19 protein-coding genes are annotated in these 20680 nt (G+C 64.5%); 10 read left to right on the forward strand and 9 right to left on the reverse strand.

The features are described 5' to 3' along the window. Positions 1-59: 59 nt before the first annotated feature. Both GGD90_RS15890 and scpB read right to left on the reverse strand, forming a co-directional pair. Positions 60-1343: a dicarboxylate/amino acid:cation symporter gene (locus GGD90_RS15890; protein ID WP_153117685.1), complete on the reverse strand. Its 1284-nt coding sequence runs from the start codon at positions 1341-1343 to the stop codon at positions 60-62. Positions 1344-1362: 19 nt separating this feature from the next. Next, positions 1363-2136, reverse strand: coding sequence for a methylmalonyl-CoA decarboxylase (scpB, locus tag GGD90_RS15895; protein WP_153117686.1), 774 nt, complete (start codon positions 2134-2136; stop codon positions 1363-1365). Between the two features lie 291 nt (positions 2137-2427). Between scpB and GGD90_RS15900 the strand changes: the two genes are divergently transcribed. From GGD90_RS15900 to GGD90_RS15910, 3 genes are read left to right on the forward strand one after another with little or no spacing between them, the layout of a single operon-like run. Further along, positions 2428-2850, forward strand: a complete 423-nt coding sequence (locus GGD90_RS15900; RefSeq protein ID WP_228273789.1) for a DUF1924 domain-containing protein — start codon at positions 2428-2430, stop codon at positions 2848-2850. Next, positions 2847-3287 carry a cytochrome C gene (locus tag GGD90_RS15905; RefSeq protein WP_153117687.1) on the forward strand — a complete coding sequence of 147 codons (441 nt, stop codon included), beginning with the start codon at positions 2847-2849 and terminating at the stop codon, positions 3285-3287. Before GGD90_RS15900 ends, GGD90_RS15905 begins: the two co-directional genes overlap by 4 nt. Next, positions 3271-3942: a cytochrome b/b6 domain-containing protein gene (locus tag GGD90_RS15910; RefSeq protein ID WP_228273790.1), complete on the forward strand. Its 672-nt coding sequence runs from the start codon at positions 3271-3273 to the stop codon at positions 3940-3942. Before GGD90_RS15905 ends, GGD90_RS15910 begins: the two co-directional genes overlap by 17 nt. 31 nt (positions 3943-3973) lie before the next feature. Here GGD90_RS15910 and GGD90_RS15915 read toward each other — a convergent pair whose 3' ends face one another. The 5 genes from GGD90_RS15915 to GGD90_RS15935 form a co-directional block, all read right to left on the reverse strand. Further along, entirely contained in the window at positions 3974-4720 is a 747-nt protein-coding gene (locus GGD90_RS15915; RefSeq protein WP_153117688.1) for a c-type cytochrome, read from the reverse strand. Between the two features lie 48 nt (positions 4721-4768). Then, complete coding sequence (locus tag GGD90_RS15920; protein ID WP_200384866.1) at positions 4769-5317, reverse strand: c-type cytochrome; 549 nt, start codon at positions 5315-5317, stop codon at positions 4769-4771. 71 nt (positions 5318-5388) lie between these two features. Further along, entirely contained in the window at positions 5389-8148 is a 2760-nt protein-coding gene (locus tag GGD90_RS15925) for an MtrB/PioB family outer membrane beta-barrel protein (RefSeq protein ID WP_153117690.1), read from the reverse strand. 18 nt (positions 8149-8166) lie between these two features. Beyond that, positions 8167-9135 (reverse strand): DmsE family decaheme c-type cytochrome, encoded by a 969-nt coding sequence (locus GGD90_RS15930; RefSeq protein ID WP_153117691.1) that lies wholly within the window; start codon positions 9133-9135, stop codon positions 8167-8169. A gap of 375 nt (positions 9136-9510) precedes the next feature. Beyond that, positions 9511-10461: a helix-turn-helix domain-containing protein gene (locus GGD90_RS15935; protein ID WP_153117692.1), complete on the reverse strand. Its 951-nt coding sequence runs from the start codon at positions 10459-10461 to the stop codon at positions 9511-9513. 283 nt (positions 10462-10744) lie between these two features. On the opposite strand from GGD90_RS15935, the gene GGD90_RS15940 reads away from it, so the two are divergent. Together GGD90_RS15940 and GGD90_RS15945 are read left to right on the forward strand one after the other, a co-directional pair. Continuing rightward, complete coding sequence (locus GGD90_RS15940; RefSeq protein WP_153117693.1) at positions 10745-11593, forward strand: HDOD domain-containing protein; 849 nt, start codon at positions 10745-10747, stop codon at positions 11591-11593. A gap of 92 nt (positions 11594-11685) precedes the next feature. Beyond that, complete coding sequence (locus tag GGD90_RS15945; RefSeq protein ID WP_153117694.1) at positions 11686-13569, forward strand: potassium transporter Kup; 1884 nt, start codon at positions 11686-11688, stop codon at positions 13567-13569. Positions 13570-13677: 108 nt separating this feature from the next. Here the strand turns inward: GGD90_RS15945 and GGD90_RS15950 are convergent, their stop codons facing one another. Both GGD90_RS15950 and GGD90_RS15955 read right to left on the reverse strand, forming a co-directional pair. Further along, positions 13678-14166, reverse strand: a complete 489-nt coding sequence (locus tag GGD90_RS15950) for an adenylyltransferase/cytidyltransferase family protein (RefSeq protein ID WP_153117695.1) — start codon at positions 14164-14166, stop codon at positions 13678-13680. A 129-nt stretch (positions 14167-14295) separates the two neighbouring features. Then, a complete protein-coding gene (locus tag GGD90_RS15955) occupies positions 14296-15294 on the reverse strand; it encodes a MerR family transcriptional regulator (protein WP_153117696.1) in 999 nt (332 codons plus the stop codon). 543 nt (positions 15295-15837) lie between these two features. Between GGD90_RS15955 and folE2 the strand changes: the two genes are divergently transcribed. From folE2 to GGD90_RS15980, 5 genes are all read left to right on the forward strand, one after another. Further along, the gene (gene folE2 / locus GGD90_RS15960) at positions 15838-16638 is read left to right on the forward strand and encodes a GTP cyclohydrolase FolE2 (RefSeq protein ID WP_153117697.1); all 801 of its coding nucleotides are present in this window, start codon (positions 15838-15840) and stop codon (positions 16636-16638) included. Between the two features lie 66 nt (positions 16639-16704). Further along, positions 16705-18042 carry an NAD(P)/FAD-dependent oxidoreductase gene (locus GGD90_RS15965; RefSeq protein WP_153117698.1) on the forward strand — a complete coding sequence of 446 codons (1338 nt, stop codon included), beginning with the start codon at positions 16705-16707 and terminating at the stop codon, positions 18040-18042. Continuing rightward, positions 18039-18845, forward strand: a complete 807-nt coding sequence (locus GGD90_RS15970; protein ID WP_153117699.1) for a DUF1365 domain-containing protein — start codon at positions 18039-18041, stop codon at positions 18843-18845. The genes GGD90_RS15965 and GGD90_RS15970 overlap by 4 nt, the downstream gene beginning before the upstream one ends. Beyond that, positions 18842-20107, forward strand: coding sequence for an SAM-dependent methyltransferase (locus tag GGD90_RS15975; protein ID WP_153117700.1), 1266 nt, complete (start codon positions 18842-18844; stop codon positions 20105-20107). The genes GGD90_RS15970 and GGD90_RS15975 overlap by 4 nt, the downstream gene beginning before the upstream one ends. Further along, positions 20104-20646 (forward strand): chalcone isomerase family protein, encoded by a 543-nt coding sequence (locus GGD90_RS15980; protein ID WP_153117701.1) that lies wholly within the window; start codon positions 20104-20106, stop codon positions 20644-20646. Before GGD90_RS15975 ends, GGD90_RS15980 begins: the two co-directional genes overlap by 4 nt. The last annotated feature ends 34 nt before the right edge of the window (positions 20647-20680 follow it).

Below are 20680 nucleotides of genomic sequence, written 5' to 3' on the forward strand. Positions count from 1 at the left end.
AAACCCAGGTGATGGGCTGACGGGCGCCGGTATTTCCGGCCTTGTCAGCCCGCAGCGTTTTACCCGCCTTGATTTTCGTCGTTGGCGCCAAGCGCGAGCTTGTCGACGATCAGGCTGCCGACCATGTCACCTTCAACGTTGACTGCGGTGCGCACGGTGTCGAGGATGCGGTCGATCGGCAGCAGCAGCGCGATTGCCTCGGTCGGCAGGCCGACCGATTGCAGCACCAGCACCATGCTCAACATGCCGACGCTGGGAATCCCCGGTGCGCCGACGGCGCCGAGAATGGCGACAAAAACGATGATCAGTTGTTGTGCGATGTCGAGTTCAATGCCTGCAAGGCGGGCGACGAAGAGCGCTGCGGCGCCCTCGTAGAGCGCCGTTCCGTCCGAGTTGAGCGTCGCGCCGAGCGGGATGACAAAGCCGGCGACTTCACGGCGCCCACCCAGGTTTTCGGTGACGCAGCGCAGCGCCACCGGCATCGTTGCCGCGCTCGAGCTGGTGCCGAAAGCCAGCACCATGGCGTCGCGCGCGCCGCGCCAGAAGCGCAGCGGCGTCGTGCCGGTCACCGCGTAGAGGATCGCCGGCAGGACGACGACGCCGTGCAGCAGCGTCGCGCCGATGACGACGACGATGAAATAGCCGAGGCTGCCAAGCAGGCTGACGTCCTGCGTCGCCACCAGTCGCAGCAGCAGGGCGCCGACGCCGAGCGGCGCCAGCCACATGATCCAGCGCACCAGAACGAGCGCGAGTTCCTGCAGTTCCTGCATGGTGCGGCGCAGGTTGGCGTAGCGTTCGCCGCCGACGGCAAGCGCGATGCCGAAGACCAGCGCCACCACCACCACCGCCAGGATGTCGCCCTGCGCCAGCGCGGCGAAAGGGTTCTGGAAAATGCCGTGCAGGAACTGCGCAAAGTAGTCGGTGAAGGGCATCTGCCGCGCCTGAAAGTTGCGCGTGGCGTCGGCGAACATGTCGAGATGCATGCCTTCGCCTGGGCGGAAGATGTTCGCCGCGGCCAGCCCGATGCCGATGGCGATGAGCATCGACAGCACGAAGAAACCGAGCGTGTACCACCATACGCGCTGCATGCTGTGATGCGCGCCGAGGCTGGCGACGCCGCAGACGATCGAGGCGAAGACCAGCGGCACCAGCACCATGCGCAGCAGGTCGAGGAACAGCGTGCCGGCGAGCTTGGCGGCATAGAGCGTGCCTTCGCCGAGCGGTGTCGCCGTGCCGTGTGCCGCGAGCGCAAAACCGCCGACGGCGCCGGCAAGAGCGCCGAGCAGGATCAGCGTGTTCAGGCCGAAACGGCGGCTGGAGGGTTGGGTGAGCGGGATTGCCATGAAAAGGGAGCGAGGTGCGCTATTCGCCGCGGAAACGGGGCGGGCGCTTCTCCTTGAAAGCGCTGATGCCCTCGACGTAGTCGCGGCTCTTGTACACCTTGTGCCGCAACTCCTGGATACGCTCGAAGATTCCCGGCTGCAGCGGCGCCGAGTCGCCGAGCATACGGAACTGCTCCTTGATCGCAGCCACCGCCAGCGGCGCCTTGGTGGCGATGCGGTTGGCCAGCGCCAGCGTGAAGGACTGCAGTTCGGCGGTCGGCACACGGTGGTTGAGGATGTGCCAGCTTTCGGCTTCGGCAGCGTCGATCGGACGCGCGGTGAAGATCATTTCCTTGGCGACGTTGAGCGGCAGCCGGCGGATGAAGTTGAGCGTTCCCGCGGTGTTGTAGGGCAGGCCGAGGTTCACCGGCGTCAGCGCGAACGAACAGCTGTCGTCGCCAACGATGATGTCGCAGGAAAGCACCAGGTCGGTGGCGCCGCCCCAGACCGAACCGCTGACCATGGCGATGACCGGCGCCGGGAAATGGCGTACGGCGCGCAGCAGCTGTTCGAGCGGGTCGGAGTAGAGCAGCGGGTCTTCGCCGTGCGGCAGTTCGTTGATGTCATGCCCGGCCGACCACACCCTGGCGCCCACGCCGGCGGTAAGAATCAAGGCCCGGCAGCGCGCTGCCGCGAGGACTTCCATCTGCTCCATCAACTCTGCAATCAGCGCTCGCGACAGGGCGTTGCGCTTTTCCGGGTGTGTCAGGGTGAGGATGCCGACATCCCCTGCTTGTTCGCTGCTTACGTACATGTGCTTCTCCTTGCTGCCTTGATGGCAGTATCGGCGGCGATTATGCGGCATCGTGGCGGCGGCGTGGGCAGCCCGCGCTTATTTGCATATGCCGGATATCTGCCTCGGCGAGGGCGCTATTTGCCATCAGATGCAGCGCGCATCAAGTGTGTACGCACATTTTTTGCTTCGTCGGACATCGTTAAGCGACGCTTAAGCGAGTCTCGCTAGACTTGATCGTGCAGCATGGTCCGGCCCGTGTGGACCAGCCTCTTGTCAGTGACCGGATGGGCTCCGGAGGAGACAGCGCCAATGAATATCTGGAAATTCGTGAGCGGAATGAGTGTGCTGGCGATGAGTAGCCTGCCGGCGTTCGCTGAAACACCGCAGCAGCTTCTCGCCGGCTACGTCGCCGAGGCCGCGCAAGCAACGCCGGGTTTTTCGCCTTCAGCTGAGCGCGGCCGCCAGTTCTATCTGCAGCGTCATGCCGTGACCGACAGGCAGCAGGGATGCTTCAGCTGCCATACCGATAATCCGCTGGCTCCCGGCCAGCATGTGACGACCAGCAAGAGCATCGAGCCACTGGCGCCCGTTGCCGGTTCGGAGCGTTTCACGCGTGCGGCGAAGAGCGAGAAGTGGTTCCGCCGCAACTGCAAGGAGGTGATTGGTCGCGAGTGTAGCGCCGGTGAGAAGGCCGACCTGTTGCACTTCCTGCTGGCCGAGGCGGCTCGATGAGAACGACAGCCCTTGTCTCGCTCGTCGCCGCGCTCGGCGTTGCCGCTTGCGCCACGCAGCACCGCGAAAGAGTGTCGCTTCCCGCCGAGAAGAACGCGTTGTGGCGCAGCGAATGCGGTGCCTGCCATCAGGCATTCCCGCCGATGATGCTGACGGTCGGCAATTGGCAGGCGATGATGCGCGAACTTGAGCAGCATTTCGGCGAAGATGCCAGCCTTGACGAAGCCAGCCGTCAGGAAATCGCCGCTTATCTGCAGCGCAACGGTGCGCCCGACAGCTATGGCCGCCATTCGGCGAGCAGCCTGCGCATCACCGACACTGCGTACTTCCAGCGGCGACACAAGGGGTCGAGTGTTCCGCTCTGGCGGCGGACTGGCGAGAACAAGCCTTCCAACTGTCCAGCCTGTCACAAGGCCAGCGATGAGCAGCTCTGGTAGCCGCACCCGCGCATGTGCGCAACGTATCCTGCCCGAGACGATGATGCTGGAAAAGATACTGGTCTGGGATTTACCCGTACGCATCGGCCACTGGCTGCTGGCCGCTGCGTTTGCCGTTGCTTGGCTGACCGGCGAGAGCGAGAACTGGCGTGCCGTGCATGTCGCCGCTGGCGCACTGATGTGTGCGGTCGTCGTCTTTCGCCTGTTGTGGGGATTCATCGGCAGCCGGCATGCACGCTTTGCCGATTTTGCCGCCGGGCCGCTGGCGGCATTTGCCTATCTCGGCGATCTTCTGCGTCGGCGCGCCGCGCATTTTACCGGGCACAATCCGGCGGGCGCCTGGGCAATCTATCTGCTGCTGTCCCTGTCACTGGCTGCCGCTGCTTCGGGCTGGTGTGTCTATAGCGGACTTGGCGGCGAGGCGGCCGAGGAACTGCACGAACTGACGGCGAATGCCCTGTTGCTGCTGGTCGGACTGCACATTGTCGGCGTTGTGGTCGGCGGTCTGTTACACGACGAGAATCTGGTTCGTGCGATGTTGACCGGCCGCAAGCTGGGACGACGCGAAGACGCGATCACGCGCAGCCACCTGCCCGCGGCGCTGGTGCTCCTGGTCTGGGCGGCAGCTGTGGCCTGGCTGTCACGCTACATCTGAGCAGCTGCAACGGTCTCCGGAGACAAGTTTTTCAGCGCGCGCCAGCCGGTGCTTTCTGCATCTTCGTGGCGGCTGGTGCCGTGGCGACCGTTGGCGGCGGCAGGCGGGACATGTAGTCGGCGACAGCCTTCAGCTCTTCGTCCGAATACTGGCGGATGACACGTACCATCTTCGGGTTGGAGTTGCGCCGCACACCATCACGTATGTCGATATTTTGTCGCAGCAGGTAGGCGAAATGCTGGCCATTGACGCGTGGATAGAGCTTTTCGGCACTGCCTGAACCGTTCTTCTCGTGGCAGCTTACGCAGCGTTTCTCGTAAATCGTCTTGCCGGTCTCAAGGTCCGCACCCGGCCCCTTGCCGTTGCTGGCGGGTGAAGGCAGCGATTGCAGGTAGCCGGCGATGTCGGCGATTTCCTGCGCTTCGATGACATGTTCGTTTACGAAGGGGTACATCTTCGGGTTGTCGCGGCGGCCGGCGCGGATGTCGCTCATCTGCTTGATCAGCACCGTGTCGTGCTGAGCCGCAAGGCGCGGGTAACTTCCGTCCTCGCGCCCGAGCGCGTTGGCGCGGTGACAGCCCTGGCAGACCTCGAAGGCGACTTTGCCGTTGCCGAGGTTGACCTTGGCACGCAGCGCCAGCAGTTTTTCGCTGTCCATCTCGTTCCAGATGTAATCGGCTGACTCAATGCCGGGGGCGTGCGGTTGCACCTCGGCGGTCGCGGCCAGCACCAAACCACTGCTGCACAGCGCGAGCAGTGCTAACAAATACCTGTTCATTTCATTTTCTCCACGGCTTTTCGTCCGCTCCGTTGCGGGGCGTCACGATCAAAGGCCGGCGATGTACTCGGCGACGGCCTTCATTTCATCTTCGCTCAGACGTTCGGCCACCGCGCGCATGACCTTGCCCCGGTCATTGGCGCGGGTGCCGTTCTTGAAGTTGTTCAGTTGCGAAACCGAGTAGGCTTGATGCTGTCCGGCCAGGCGCGGGTAGCGCTCATTGCCCTCGCCGTCGGCTTGGTGGCAACCTTCGCAGGCCGGAACACCGGTACTCACGTTGCCTTCGTGGAAAAGTCGTTTGCCGACCATCGCCAGTTCGCCGTCCTCGACCTTGCCGGGTGCTGCCTTCTGCTCGCTGAACCAGGCGCCAAGCCCCGCCATGTCGGTATCGCTCAGTCCCTGGATGATCGGCACCATGATGTCGTTGGCGCGTTTGCCCGAAGCGAACTCCTTCAATTGCTTGGTGATATAGACGCGTTGCTGACCGGCAATCTTCGGGAATATCGGCGTGATGCTGTTGCCGTTTTCGCCGTGGCAGGCGAAACACACGGTCGTAGCGATTGTTGATACGTCGCTCGCCATGGCTGGCAATGCCATGACAGCGCCAAGAAAGGCGGTGGCGAATGCGAATTCGCGACGCGGGCCAAGATGGGGGCGACGTCCGCAGTTCATAGATCGATCATCAACATGGCACCGAACAGCGTCGCCCGATAGCGTTGCGGACCGGCGTCAAGGTAGGCGGTGTTGTTGGTCGGCATCGGATTGGCGGCGACGCCGTCGTAATGCCAGTCGCTGACCTTGCCGACTTCGTAGCGGTGCATCAGGCGCACGTTCATCTGTTTGTCGATCGGAATCATCAGGTTGCTTTCGAGGGTGTTGACCGAGAAGGTCATGTCCGACCAGCCATCGCCTGCAAGCCCGGTCTGCAGTGCCGTCATGCCGAGGGCGGTCGGGTTGTAGCCGTAATGGATCTTGGTGCGCCCCTGCGAGAAGGTGTAGTTCATGTCCAGTCGCACCTTGCCGAAGTTGTAGTTGAGACCCAGACCGAGCACATTGTTGCGGTCGTCCTGGGTGACGTCCCACATGCGGCTGGTCGGATACAAGGGGCTGAAGGCCCCCGCCGTTCCGCACACCGAGAGGAAGTTGCCGGCGGTGACGGCGGTGCTGCCCTGGAGCGAGGTGCCGACGGGCACCACACCAGTGGTGTTGATCGTGCCGTCGCTGAAGAAATAGTAAGTTGAGCCGATGACGCAGGCATTCGGCCAGATGCTCGCCTGCTTCATTCTTGCCTGCTGGAACGAGTAGTAGGCAAAGACGCTCATCTGTTCGTTCGGCGTCCACGTGAGGTCGAAATTGAGCGAGTTCTGCCTCTGCTTGCTGTTACGGCCGTAGGCCGAGGACGGATAGTTGATGTCCTTGAACTGCGCGGATACGCCGGCATCCCAACCCTCGGCCAGCGCGTAGTTCAGCCGGCCGTTAAGGATGTTCTGGTCGCGATCGGCAAGGTCGAACTTGCGGAATTGTTCGATGTTGTGCACCCAGCTGGCCACGTTGGTGCCGTTCGCTGTCGGTAAGGGACCAAGTGAAGCGCTGTAAAACTCGTCGTAAGGGTCGGCTCGGTACTCGCTGCCGCGGCGGCGTCCGTGTTCAAACGAAAGGCGCAGGCTCCCCTCCTCGAAGCCGCGGTTGATGTAGCCGAGCTTGAGTTTGTCTTCCCAGGTGTTGTCGCGCTCGCGGTGCTTGCGATCGTAGCTTTCGCGCTCCCACGCCGCGTTGAAACTGTTGGTGCGATTGAGGCGGTAGTCGGCGCCGAGCGTGTAGTTGAACTGCTTGTATTCGAAAGGCATGTTGCGGATGTTGATGTTGCCGGCGACCGGGACGATGCCCAGCGCCTGCGTCGCCGCAACATTGCAGCCAGTAGCGGTGTAGTTGGTATTGAGCAGCGCCGAACCGCTGCCGTCGTTGATGATGCGGCCCCACTGGCCGGTCAGCGGGTTGCACGCCCAGTACACGGTCTTGTTCTGTGTTTCGTAGTAGCGCAGCTTGCCCTGCACGTCGAGATCGTTCAGCGGCGTCAGGCGCAGGCCGAGATCGACCAGACGCGTGTCGATTTCGGCGTTGGCGGTCTGCTGTGACAAGGAGTTGGTGGTGTTCCATTGCCCGGCGGCGATGGGCGCACCACCGATGGTGGCGCCGCTGGCGGACAGGTCGTTGACCGAGGGCGCGATCAGATTGTCGTTTTGCGACAGCTTCGCCAGCGAGACAGCAGCGGTGAAGCGGCCGTCGTAGAAGTCGGGCAGACGGCGCGCGTACTCGCTCTTCAGGTTGATGAAGTTGTTGTCCGGATAGAGGTCGTAGCGGGCGCGGGTGATGTTGCCCGACGTTGATACGGCGCCGTTGATGGTGACGAAGAGTGGATTCTCGATCGTCAGCGTGTCGATGTTGTTGCGAAACAGCGAGGCGGCGAGCTGCAGGTTGAAACTCTGCAGGCTGTCGGCGAACTGCAGTCCGGCGAGCAGGTCGTGCGTCGTGTAATCGATCGACTCGGCGGTCTCGATGTTGCCGCCGCCGCCGCCGCCGCCGAAGACAGTGCCGAAGGGGCGCGCGCCCTGTCGGCGTTCGTTGCTGTAGCTGGCGAAGAATTTCCAGTTGTCGGGCAGGTTCAGATCGAAGCGGGCGCCGCCTTTCTTGCGCACCAGCGACAGTTCGCCGTACGGCGTCGTCGCCAGCGTGTTGCGGATGGCTGTCTGTGCGGCGGCAGCGCTGGCGCCACCACCGGCGGGCAGGCCGTTGAGCGTCTGCGTGTCGCTGCCGACGCCGCTCCACAACGAGCGGTAGGTCGTCGTGAATACATGTGGCGTTTCGTTGTAGAAGGCTTTCACCTTCCAGTCGTTGTAGTGACCAAAGCTGAGACTGTAGAACTGGTCCTTGCGCCCGACGCCACCGCCATTGACGTCGAAGAAGGCGGCATCCGCCGGCTTGGCCAGTTGCAGGCCGAAGGTGTTGAGCAGCAGCCCGTCGTCGAGGTCGCGGTATTCGATCAGTTTGGCGGCACGTGCCGTGGTCGCGTTGCCGCCGATCACGCCCACTTCGGCATTGGCGTTGTACAGCCAGCCGTTGGCGTTGGTGTTCGGTTCCTTGACGAGGAAGGGCTCGCGCGTGCGCAGGCCGGTCGGCGAGCGCGAGTCGGGCGATTCGCCGAGGCCGTCGGGATCCTTTTCCCGAAATGTGCTGAATCCGGCAGGATTCATCGCGTTGCCGAGCACCGTGTCGACGCCGTTGCCGGAGTCGGCGCTGGCGATATTGCTGGACATCTGAGCCGCCGCGCCGGCCACGGCGATGGTCAGCAGATTCAGGCCGTTGATCCGGCGCGCGCGCGAGGCTGATAGCCGATCCCGCTGGGCCGCGAAAGAACCAAGATTTTTCATGCCGATCTCCTCGTCACGTCAGCGCTGGAAGCGGGCGCCGGAGGGGTGATTGCTGCCATGAATTTGCGAGTGGCAGTTCTGGCAAGCCCGGCCAATTACGCGCTGGCTTGGTGTGCCGCCGCCGAGTTGCGCGGCGGCCGACTGGTCGGCACGGAAGAACTGTCCCGGATGGCCGACTGCAGGGTTGTGGCACTGCGAGCAGAGGTAGGGACGAGGCGAAGCGAGCAGCTTGTCCTGGTTCGAGCCATGCGGCAGATGGCAGTTGGCGCAGTTTTCTCGGACCGGCGCGTGCTCCCAGATGAAGGGGCCGCGTTTTTCGGCGTGGCAGGTGTAGCAGACGTTGTTGATGCTGTCGGCCTTGAGCAGCGGCTTGGTGATCGAGCCATGCGGGTTATGGCAGTCGACACAGCTCATCTTGCCTTCCGGCAGCGGCATGTGCGAGCGCTTGCGGAACTCGGCGCGCTGCTGCTGGTGGCAGTTCATGCAGGTTTCGTTGATGGTGTGCCGGGTGAGCAGCGCGTTGCCCGAGATCTTCTCCATCGGGTTGTGGCAGTCGGAACAGGAGAGCTTGTTCTTGGCGTGCTCGGACCCCGGCCAATGCATGCGGTTGCCGCCCTGGTGGCAGCCGAGACACTGCGCCGTCTGCTTCTCAACCGGCGTTCCCCAGCCCTTGGTGTAACCGATCAGGAGGTCCTTGTTCTTGGTGTCCTTGGCGTGCGCAGCGCCGGGGCCATGGCAGGCCTCGCAGACGCGGGCTTCCTGCTGCGTGCGCGGGTTCTGTCGAAATACCTTGGCGTGCAGGGTTTCGGTGAAGTGCGTGGCCTCCTGCCCGTGGCATTCGATGCACTTCTTCTCGCCGATATAACCGCCGTCACTGGCCGGCGCCGCTGCGAGCGCCTTGCCTGATAGCGCGCAGCACAATCCGATGCTCAGGGCGACCGTAAAGGCTCCGGTACGCAACAGTCTTCCGAGTCTGGCGATGCTCATTCGCGGTCGCTCCTTATGGTCCGGCCTGATCTGCAACGTCCTTTGCCGGATATGCGGGCGGCAGACGGCCGCACGAATTCCTGCGCTCAGGGCGTCGAAGCTCGCAGCACGAAGGTTCTCGACAGGGGAGGGGCGTTGCGGTCAGCGAGCGCGCAGGGCTTGCCGCCGGAACAGCCTTTTCCTTTGGTCTGGCGTTGTCGCAAGACCGGGCAGGGCAGCCCGGCGTCGACAATCTTTTTTACTTTTTTTACGTTCTTTCACACGAGGACAAGACTAGCGGCTTGGCGACAGCGATTCTTGCCTCAAAGTGAAAGAGCTTTTGCTCAGGAGTGCCCTTGTCGCGCGCAGGGTTTTGCGCGCGCCGGGACGCTCTGGCTAGCGCGGTTTGCCCTGGGGGGCGACGGCGACGACCTCGCGTGGCGGGCAGCCGAAGCGTTGCTTGAAGGCGCGGCTGAAGTGCGCCTGGTCGTTGAAACCGTAGGAAAAGGCCAGAGCGCCGATGTTGCGCCGGCCCCCTTTGTGTTGCGCCAGCTGGCGGTAGCAGGAGGTTAGCCGCAGTTCCCAGACCCACTGCATCAGCGGCATCGATTCGCCTTCAAACAGCTTGTGGATGTAGCGCGATGACAGATCGACACCGCGCGCGATGGCGGCAATGTCGAGCGTCGGCTCGCACAGATGTGTACGCACATAGTTGCGGATGCGTTCGCGGTGGTAGGACTCCAGCCGCGAGTTAGGCGCCGCTGGCCGGCCTGCCGTTTGCGGCGCCGCTGCCTGTTCCTCAAGGTGCTCGTTGAGTGTCGTCGCCAGCAGGTGGATTACTGCCTCGCCCATGGCGCGTCGTCCTTCGCTGGCGAGCGGGCGTTTGCGCGCAAGCAGATGGCGCAGCAGGGTCAGCAACACGACGGCTGCGCGGTCGGCGGGTAAGGGCGTGCCGGCAATGCGTCGCCAGTTGGGGCAGTAGTGCGCGAGACGTGCGAGCGACAGACTCATGGCCGCTTGCTGGCCTTCTTCGCCTATCGCTTCGATGTCGGGACTGCGGGCGGGCGGCATCAGGCAAAAGTCACCGGTCGCCAGGCGCGAGCGTCGTCTGCCCAGTTGCAACAGCGAACTGCCGGCCATCTGGAAGAGAACGATGCAGCGCGGCTCGTCCGCCCGGTCTTCCAGTTGCACGGTGAACACCGCTTCGTCACTGCGTGCCAGTCCCACCTCGCCCAAGGCTTCCCAGTCGATGGGCACGCTACCCGGCGCTTCTGCCGGACGAAATCCGCTGCCGGCGAGTTGTGCGCCAATGCTGGCGCCACTCCGTGCAGAGTCGCTACCGTCCATATCTCCTCCTCCTTTTACAGGGCCGCCGGTGTATTCCCGGCTAGCCTGCAGGTTTGCCCAAAGGGCGGCAGCGCTGTGGCGATATCGGATGATCGCTCTTGGAATTTGTTGTGTGAACGCCGGCAAAGCTTGACTGCGAGGCTTCGGCGAGATGAGAAACTATTGCACATTCTCCGGTAGGGGTGAATCAACAATACGGCTCCAGCGCCGGCGAGCTTTGGTGTGAAGCCGTTTTTCGGGCAAAATCCACGCGCCGCGCTTCCTGCGGGTGATACTGGGCGCCATGGTCAATCCTGTCTGTTACCGAATCCTTGAAGACATCGCTCGCGACTTGTCGGGTGATGAGGTCACTTTTCCGACCTTTCTCGACCTCACCTTCCGCATTCGCACGGCGCTGAAAAATCCGGATCTGGCGATCGAGCAGCTCGCCAGTCTGGTCGGCGCCGAGCCGTTGATGAGCGTACGCATCATGCGCATGGCCAATTCGGCGGCGCTCAATTCATCAGGCCGGCCGATCGCCGACGTCAAGTCGGCGGTGACGCGGGTCGGTATCAAGGCCGTGCGGACGGTGTCGTTTGCCGTTGCCATGGAGCAGTTGCTGCGCTCGAAGAAAATGGCGCCCTTCGAGGCCTTGTCACATCGCCTGTGGGATCACACGGTTCTCGTCGCCGCGCTGTGTCGGGTGCTGGCGCGGCGGCTGTCGCCGGTGAATCCTGACGAGGCGATGTTTGCCGGCTTGGTCCATGACATCGGCGCCTTCTACCTGCTGTCGCACGCGGTCAATTTTCCGGAGCTGCTGGCCGACCACGAGGAAGTGATCGCTCTGCTACGACAGTGGCACGACAATATCGGCCACGCGCTGCTCTCCGCGCTTGGTCAGCCCGACGAGGTGCTGCAGGCGGTGCTGGAGCACGAACAGCCGCGAGCCTTGTCGACAGTGCGGACGCTGGCCGACGTGGTCTATCTCGCCAACCGCCTTGCCGATACGCGCTGCAGCTGGTCGGGTGATGGCGGTCGTGGGCAACTGGATGGTGAGGCACTGAGCGGTGTGATCGAGGGCGACGCGCTGGCGATGTTGCTCGCCGAAGCAGAACAGGAAATCCTCTCCCTGAAGGCGGGGCTGGGCGGCTAGGCAAAGCAGCCCGGGACGGCTTGTCAGCGGGGCGGTGAGGCACTCGGCGGCGCGGGTGTTTTTTCCTTGAAATGAACTGAAAGAGCAGATCGATGCACGTATCCCCGGCCACTGCAAAAACGCGCCTGCCTGCTCTGGCGCTGGCGGCGCTGGGCGTCGTTTACGGCGACATCGGTACCAGTCCGCTGTACACGATGAAAGAGGTGTTTGCCGGCAATCACCCGATTCCGCTGACGCCGGACAATGTGCTCGGCATCCTGTCGCTGATCGTCTGGTCGCTGATCATCATCGTCTCGGTCAAGTACGTCTTCTTCATTCTGCGCGCCGACAACCGCGGCGAGGGCGGCATCATGGCGCTGATCGCGCTGGCCTTGAGCGACGCCAAGGGCAATCCGCGGCGCGAGAAGGCAATCATGCTGCTCGGCATTCTCGGTGCCGCCATGTTCTACGGCGACGGCATGGTGACGCCGGCCATTTCGGTGCTGTCGGCGATGGAGGGGCTCGAAGTCGCGGCGCCGGGACTTGAGCATTTCATCATCCCGCTGACGCTGATCGTGCTCTTCCTCCTGTTCTTCTTCCAGCGCCGGGGCTCGGCATCGGTCGGCGCGCTGTTCGGGCCGATCATGGTCGTCTGGTTCACGACGCTGGCGTCGCTCGGCATCTACAATCTGCTCGCCGATCCGGAGGTGTTGCGTGCACTCAATCCGGCTTATGGCGTGCGCTTCCTGATCGAGAACCGCGGCATCGCCATCGTCGCCATGGGTGCCGTGGTGCTTGCCGTCACCGGCGCCGAAGCGCTCTATGCCGACATGGGCCACTTCGGCCGCCAGCCGATCCGCATCGCCTGGTTCTGTTTCGTTCTGCCAGCATTGATCCTCAACTACTTCGGCCAGGGCGCGCTGCTGTTGCTTGATCCCTCGACCGCCGAGAATCCGTTCTTCCACTCGGCGCCTGATTGGGCGATCTATCCGCTGATCCTGTTATCGACGGCAGCCACGGTGATTGCCTCGCAGGCAGTGATTTCCGGTGCCTTCTCGGTGACGCGCCAGGCGATGCAGCTGGGTTTCGTTGCCCGCGTCGAGGTGCAGCACACCTCCGACCGCGAACAGGGGCAGGTCTATCTGCCGGCGGTGAACTGGGGGCTGTTCGCGGCGGTGGTCGTGCTCGTGCTCGGTTTCCGTTCGTCGAACAATCTGGCGGCGGCCTACGGGCTGGCGGTGACCGGCGACATGGTCATCACCTCGCTGCTGGCGACCATCGTCGCGGCGCGCGTCTGGGGCTGGGGATGGGGCCGCGCGCTGTTCCTCTTCGCTGCTTTCCTGTCGGTCGAACTGACCTTCCTCGTCGCCAACGTGATGAAGATTCCCGACGGTGGCTGGTTCCCGCTGGCGGTTGGTGTCGTCATCTTCGTCTTGATGACCACCTGGAAACGCGGCCGGCAACTGCTCAACGAGCGCCTTTCCGTCGATGCCATCGCGCTCGAGCCGTTCATCGACGCGCTGCTGGTGGCGATGCCGCCGCGCGTTCCCGGCACCGCAGTCTTTCTCTATTCCGACCCGGATGCCGTGCCGCACGCGCTGATGCACAACCTGATGCACAACAAGGTGCTGCACGAGCGCGTCGTCGTCGCTTCGGTGCGCGTTCTCGATCAGCCCTACGTTGCCGCGGCCGAGCGGATCGAATTGCGCGCGTTGAAGGCCAATTTCTACCGTGTCGTCGTCCGTTACGGTTTCAAGGACGATCCGAATCTGCCTTACGCGCTGACGCTGTGTGCCGAGCAGGGCTTGCCGCTCGACATGATGGAAACCTCGTTTTTCCTCGGCCGCGAAACGCTGATTCCGCGCCTGGATTCGGAGATGGCGCTGTGGCGCGAAAAGCTGTTCATTGCCATGTTCCGCAACGCCAGCAGCGCCACCAACTTCTTCAAGATTCCGAGCAACCGCGTCGTCGAACTGGGGTCGCAGGTCGTTCTCTGAGGCGGCAGGCGCGCCAAGGCGAAGGCGCGACCGCGCTGCGCTGAGACTCTCTCTTTCCGGCTCGGCGCTCTTGCGCTTGCGCCGGGTGCTCCCTGGTCCTGCGCGCGCTTACAGCCGGCGCACCTTCTCCAGCAGCGCCGTCGTCGAGGTCTGGTGCCGGAAAGGGATCGAGACGACGCGGCCGCCGCCGGCGCTGACTTCGGCAGCACCGACGATCTTGTCCACCGGCCAGTCGCCGCCCTTGACCAGCACGTCCGGCCGGCAGTCGAGGATGCGCGCCAATGGCGTGTCTTCCTCGAACCAGGTCACCAGCGCGACGCTGCCCAGCGCCGCCATCACTGCCAGGCGATCGGCAAGCGCATTGACCGGTCGATCCTCGCCCTTGCCCAGGCGGCGAACCGAGGCGTCACTGTTCAGCGCAACGACCATTGCGGCGCCAAGTGCGGCCGCCTGCGCCAGATAGGTGACGTGGCCGCGGTGCAGGATGTCGAAGCAGCCGTTGGTGAAGACGAGCGGCCGCGGCAGCGTTGCAACGCGTTGCGCGAGTTCAGCGGGGGCAACGATCTTGTTCTCGAAAGCGGGCGGTGGCAGATTCATGGCGGACGGGATCGGCAGGGTTGGCCGAGTCAGGTGAGCGGCTTGGCGTTGCCGCCTTTGCCGCTGCTGCACCTTGCTCGGAAGATTTGGTTCCGGCGGCAGCCCGCAGAGTGGCTGTGCCGACGGCTGCTAGGCCGCGAGTGTCGCCGATTCTAGCACTGCGTTCCTGCGCCAGTCGTCGAGCGCGACCAGCGCGGCGTCGAGCGAGGAGAGGACGCGGACACCGCTGACGGCACGGGCGCGTTCGCTGCCGCCGCCGCCAATCCACAGTTCGGTTTGCGCCGGCAGCATGTCGCGCAGTTGCGCGACCAGCGGCGCCACTTGGCGCGTCGGGAAAGACGCCGAGAAGGAGAGGGCGACGATGTGCGCCTGATGCGCCTTCGCTGCCATGGCAATGTCGAACAGCGGCGTTTGCGTGCCGAGCGGGATACAACTGGCGCCGTCGAGCGCGAGCAGTGCCTGCGCCATCAGCAGGCCAAGCGTATGCAGTTCGTCGGGTACGGTGGTGAGAACGATGCGTGGTGCGCTGGCCGCTGGCGGCAGGCTGGCCATCGCCTGGCGCAGCAGCGTCGTGATCTGTTCGGTGTACAGGTGTTCCTCGAAGACCTCGATCTCGCCGCGCATCCACGCTTCGCCGATGGCGACATTGAGCGGTCCGACCGTTTCGACGACAAAACGGTGCAGCCCCTGGCGCAGCATCGCCTGATTGAGCGTCTGCCGCAGCAGCGGCAGATCGTGCCCGCGCACCTGCGCCAGTACGCGGTCGATCAGCGGCGATACCGCCGCGCTTGCCGTCGATGGTGCTGAAGCCGGAGTGTCGTCCGTCGTCACGGCGATGTCGCCAGGAGGTGTCGGCATTGCCGTCGTTGTTGCGCTTTGCGCGCTCAGCAGCGTCAGTTCCTCGCTGCCGGCACCGATCAGCCGTCCCGGACGGTGTCCCTGATCGATCAGGCGCTTGATCAGGCGCAGTCGTTCGACTTGTTCGGCTGAATAGAGACGCTCGCCGTGAGCGTCGCGCGCAGGCGTCGGGAAGCCGTAGCGGCGCTCCCAGACGCGCAGCGTGTCCTTGCCAAGACCGGTATCGCGCTCGACGGCGCCGATATTCATGGGCGGGCGGGATATGCTCATTTTGTCCTGGACAAAGTGTCGATAAGACGTTGACGAAGGGTTTCTTGGGCGTTATTGTAGCGCCAAGTGCATTTTTGTCCAGGACAAAATACGTTGAAAACCAAGGTTCCTGCTCCTGCTTCTGTCCGTTCAGGCGCTTCCGCCAGCGCCTTTCCGCCAGTGTCGCCGAATTCTGTTCTCTTGTCCTGGACAAAGTGGCCGCTATTTCCCTCGTTGCTGGTCGCCGCCGGCTGTCTGGCGCTGCCGGTCCTCAACGCTGCCCCAGCGCTTGGCACCAAAGCTCCGCTTGTGCAGGCCAAGCCACATGCGGTGACGGCCAATGTGTCACGTGGCGAACTCTCGGCGGCGCGCTCTGTCGAACTTGCGACAGGCGCTTCTGGCGGGATGGGATCGACAAGTCCTCGACAGAATCAGGCGCTCTGACACCCAGACCTGACTCCCGCTCAACCCGTCACGCCCGGATCGACGCGCCAGCACCCCCTCCGGCAGACACTTTCCGACCCAAGGCGCCTATTTGCGGCCGACTCAACAGGAGACTGCTCCATGAATGCTCCCGACAATTTCTTCCTCCCCGATGTGCAGGCCACCATCGACACGCGCCAGCTCGCCATCCACAAGGTCGGCGTCAAGGGCCTGCGCTACCCGCTGGCCTTGGCCGGTGCCGATGGCCGCGTGCAGAACACCATTGCGCAGGTGGCCATGTCGGTCGGCCTGCCGCCCGAGGTCAAGGGCACGCACATGTCGCGCTTTGTCGAGATTCTCGAGCGTCCGCGCGCGCCGCTCGACAGCGCCGGCCTGCTTGCCATGCTCGAAGAGATGTTGCTGCGCCTTGATGCGCAGAGCGGTTGCATCGAACTCGACTTCCCTTACTTCATCACCAAGACCGCACCGGTTTCTGGTGTCGAGAGTCTGCTCGACTACGACGTCCGTCTCGTCGCCGAGCGCCGCGAAGGCCAGCGTGCCGAACTGTCGATCGAGATCGTCGCGCCGGTGACCAGCCTGTGCCCGTGCTCGAAGGAGATCAGCGAATACGGCGCGCACAACCAGCGTTCGCACATCACCATCGCCGCCCGCCTGCGTGCGCCGATGACGCCCGAAGCGCTGGTCCGTCTGGCCGAGGAAGAAGCGTCGTGCGAGGTTTTCGGTCTGTTGAAGCGCCCGGACGAGAAGTGGGTGACCGAGCGCGCCTACGACAATCCGAAGTTCGTCGAAGACCTGGTGCGTGACATCGCGCTGCGCCTGATGCGCGAACCGGCGGTCGCCGAATGGACGGTGAAGTCGGAGAACTTCGAGTCGATCCACAACCACTCGGCCTATGCCGAGATCAGTGGCGTCAATGCCTGAGGCGGCAGCCCAGGCCCGCGCGGCGCGGAACGCCGCCTGAATTGCAAAAAACAAGGGGAGAAGATCATGCAGGGAGCGAATCGCATTGCCGTCATCGGGGCCGGCATCTCGGGACTGTCGGCCGCCTGGCTGCTCGGACAGAAGTATGAGGTGACGCTGTTCGAGGCCGGCGACTACCTCGGCGGCCACACCAATACCGTCGACGTCACGCTCGACGGCGTCAGCCATCCGGTCGACACGGGTTTTCTGGTCTACAACACGACGACCTACCCGAACCTGACGGCGATGTTCGCGCAACTGGGCGTCGCCAGCGTCGAGACCGAGATGTCCTTCGCCGTCAGCCTCGAAGAGCCGAAGCTTGAATGGTCGGGCAGCAGCCTGGCGACGGTGTTCGGGCAGAAGCGCAATCTGCTGCGGCCGGATTTCCTGCGCATGATCTCCGACATCCTGCGCTTCAACCGCGACGCCGTCGCCTGGGTTGAGGCGCATCCCAACGACGAGCGCACGCTGCGCGATTACCTCGCCGACAAGGGCTTCTCGCGCGGCTTCCAGGAGTGGTATCTACTGCCGATGGCGGCGGCGATCTGGTCGTGTCCGGCCGGGCAGATGCTCGATTACCCGCTCGTCACCTTCGTCCGCTTCTGCCGCAACCACGGCCTGCTGCAGATCCTCGACCGGCCGATGTGGCGCACCGTGCGCGGTGGCGCGCGCGAGTACGTGCGCCGTCTGGCAACGCTGATCGACGACGTGCGCGTCAGCTCGCCGGTGAGTTCGCTGCGCCGCGTTCCCGGTGGCGTCGAAGTCGTCTCGCCGCGCGGCGTCGAGCACTTCGACGAGGTCGTTCTCGCCTGTCACAGCGATCAGGCGCTGGCCATCCTCGGCGACAGTGCCAGCGACGCCGAACGCGAACTGCTTGGTGCCATCCGCTACCAACCGAACCGCGCCGTTCTGCACACCGACGATTCGCTGCTGCCGCGCGACCGTTCGCTGTGGTCGGCATGGAATTACCTGTCGGCACGCGGTGCGCTCGACCAGTGTCCGGTTGCCGTCTCCTACCTGATCAACCGCCTGCAGCCGCTGCCGTTCAAGCAGCCGGTGATGGTCACGCTCAACCCGCCGCGCGAACCGGCCGCCGACAAGGTGATCGCCGAGTTCAACTACGCGCACCCGATTTTCGACGCGCCCGCAGTGGCGGCGCAGCAGCGGCTGAAAGCGGTTTCCGGTCGCGAGCGCGTCTGGTTCTGCGGTGCCTGGGCGGGCAACGGTTTCCACGAAGATGGTCTGAAAGCCGGCCTCGCCGTCGCCAACAGCCTCGGCTGTCTGGCGCCCTGGCAGGGCGCCGAACGTCCGCAGGAATTGCCGCCGCTGGTCTATGCCGGCTACACCGCGGGAGCGCCGGCGTGAGCGAAGCGGTCGCCCGTATCGGTTTCGGACAGGTGATGCACCACCGGCTGCGGCCGGCGGAGCACCGCTTCGTCTACCCGGCGTATTTTTTCCTGCTGCCGCTGACGCGACTCGAGCAGGCGGGCGGGCGACTGTTTTCGATCAACCGCTTCAACCTGTTTTCCTTCCGCTTTGCCGATTACGGCGCGCGCGATGGTTCGCATCCGCTGCCCTGGGTGCGCGGGCAGCTGGCCGAAGCCGGCGTCGACGCCGACGGCGAGGTCTGGCTGCACACCTTTCCGCGCGTGCTTGGCATCAACTTCAACCCGGTCAGCCTGTGGTACTGCCACGACCGCGACGGCGTGTTGCGCGCCGTGCTCGCCGAGGTGAGCAACACCTTCGGCGAACGCCACAACTACCTGCTGGCGCATGCCGACGGTCGGCCGGTCGGCAATGGCGAAACGCTTGAGCGGCGCAAGGTCTTCCACGTGTCGCCGTTCAACGAAGTGGTCGGTGGCTACAGTTTCCGCTTTCACCGGCAGCCCGCCGCCGGTGGCGCGCCCGCTGGCGCGACGCCCGATAGCGGCGAACTGCGCTTGGCGCGCATCGACTATTCCGATGCCAGCGGCGACCTGCTCTATACCTCGATTACCGGCCGTGTCGCGCCGCTCGACGCCGCGGCGCTGAAGCGCGCGTTCTTTTCCTATCCGTGGCAGCCGCTTGGCGTGCTCGCGCGCATTCACTGGCAGGCGCTGCAGCTGTGGCGCAAACACGTTCCCTTCTTCAGCAAACCCGCACCCCCGCTCGAGGAGACCACGCGATGAACGCCGCAACCCGCTCACTCGCTTTTCCCCCCGCTGTTGCGCCGGCCGGCGATGGCCTCGGCGTGCCGGCGGAAAACCTGCCGCGCGGCGCGGTTCTGGCGCTGCGCCTGTTTGCCGGGCTCGCCAGCGGCAGGCTTGACGTGCATTTGCCCGATGGTACGCACCATCGTTTCGGTAGTCCTGACGCCGACGGCGAAGGTGTGCAGGCAGCGCTGGCCGTCGCCGACTGGGGCGTCTTCGACGAAGCGCTGGCGCGTGGTGACGTCGGCTTCGCCGAGGCCTACATCGACGGCCGCTGGCAGACGCCCGATCTGGCGGCGCTGCTCACCCTGCTCGCCACCAACCGGCTGGCGATCGAGCGCGCCGTCTATGGCAACTGGCGCAGCCTGATCTGGGAACGCCTGCGCCACCTGTTTCGCGCCAACACCCGGCGCGGTTCGCGCAAGAACATCATGGCGCACTACGACCTTGGCAACGCTTTCTATCGCCAATGGCTCGATCCGACGATGACCTACTCGAGCGCGCTCTATGCCAGCCCCGATCATTCGCTGGCCGACGCGCAACTGGCCAAGTACCGTCGCATCCTTCGCCGCCTGAACGTGCAGCCCGGCCAGCGCGTGCTCGAGATCGGCTGCGGCTGGGGCGGTTTCGCCGAAACCGCGGCGCGCGAAGCGGGCGCCTGCGTGCATGGACTGACGCTGTCGCCGGCGCAACTCGAATTCGCGCGCGAACGCATCGCGCGTGCCGGGCTGTCCGATCAGGTCAGCTTCGAGCTGCGCGATTACCGCGATCTCAAGGGCGAGCGCTTCGACCACATCGTCTCGATCGAGATGTTCGAAGCCGTCGGCGAGCGCTGGTGGCCGGCCTACTTCAAGTCCCTGCGCCGCCTGCTGGCGCCCGGCGGGCGGGCGATGGTACAGACGATCACCATCCGCGACGATCTGTTTGCGCGCTACCGGCGTGGTACCGACTTCATCCAGCAACATGTCTTCCCCGGTGGCATGCTGCCTTCGCCCGCGGTGTTCACGCAGCGCGCTGGCGATGCCGGGCTGGTGGTGCGCGACGCTTTCGCTTTCGGCGCCGACTACGCGCGCACGCTGGCCGAGTGGGCGAGCACCTTCGAACGCGAACAGCCGGCGATCGCCGCGCAGGGCTTCGATGAGCGCTTCTCGCGCCTGTGGCGCTTCTACCTCGCCTACTGCGAGGCCGGTTTCGCCAGTGGCAGCACCGACGTCTATCAGTTCGAGCTGGTGCCGGCATGATCCGGCTGCTGCTCTGCCTGCCGCTGCTCGCCTTCGCCGCACTGGCGACGGCGCTGCCCGAGCTGTCGCGGCAGCCGGAGCAGCCTGCCTGGCAGCAGTGGGGCAGCGCCGAGATGAGCCGTTTCGGTTTCCGTCTCTATCGCGCCACCCTGTGGGTTGCCGGCGAGCGCCTCGAGCGGTCGCCGACCGCGCTGCAGCTCGACTATCGTCGCGACATCGACTCGGCGACGCTGGTCGCCAGCAGCATCGACGAAATGCGGCGGCTGGGCAGTCGCGAAGAGCAGCTGCAGCGCTGGCAGTCCGAGCTGGCGCGCGTGTTGCCGGATGTGAAGAAAGGCGATCGCGTCGTCGCCGTCTTCCGCCCGGGCACGGCAATCAACGCCGTTGCCGGCTCGGTCGTCACCTTCTATCACGCCGGCCGGCAGACCGGCGAGATCGCCGACGGCGAGTTCGGTCCGGCCTTCTTTGCCATCTGGCTCGATCCGGCGACGCGTGCGCCCGAAGTGCGCTCAGCGCTGCTGCGTCGGCCGCAAGGCTGATCATGGCTGCCGCCGGTATTGCCGCGCCGAAGCT

Source organism: Rhodocyclus tenuis, from assembly GCF_014197755.1.
Taxonomy (GTDB): domain Bacteria; phylum Pseudomonadota; class Gammaproteobacteria; order Burkholderiales; family Rhodocyclaceae; genus Rhodocyclus; species Rhodocyclus tenuis.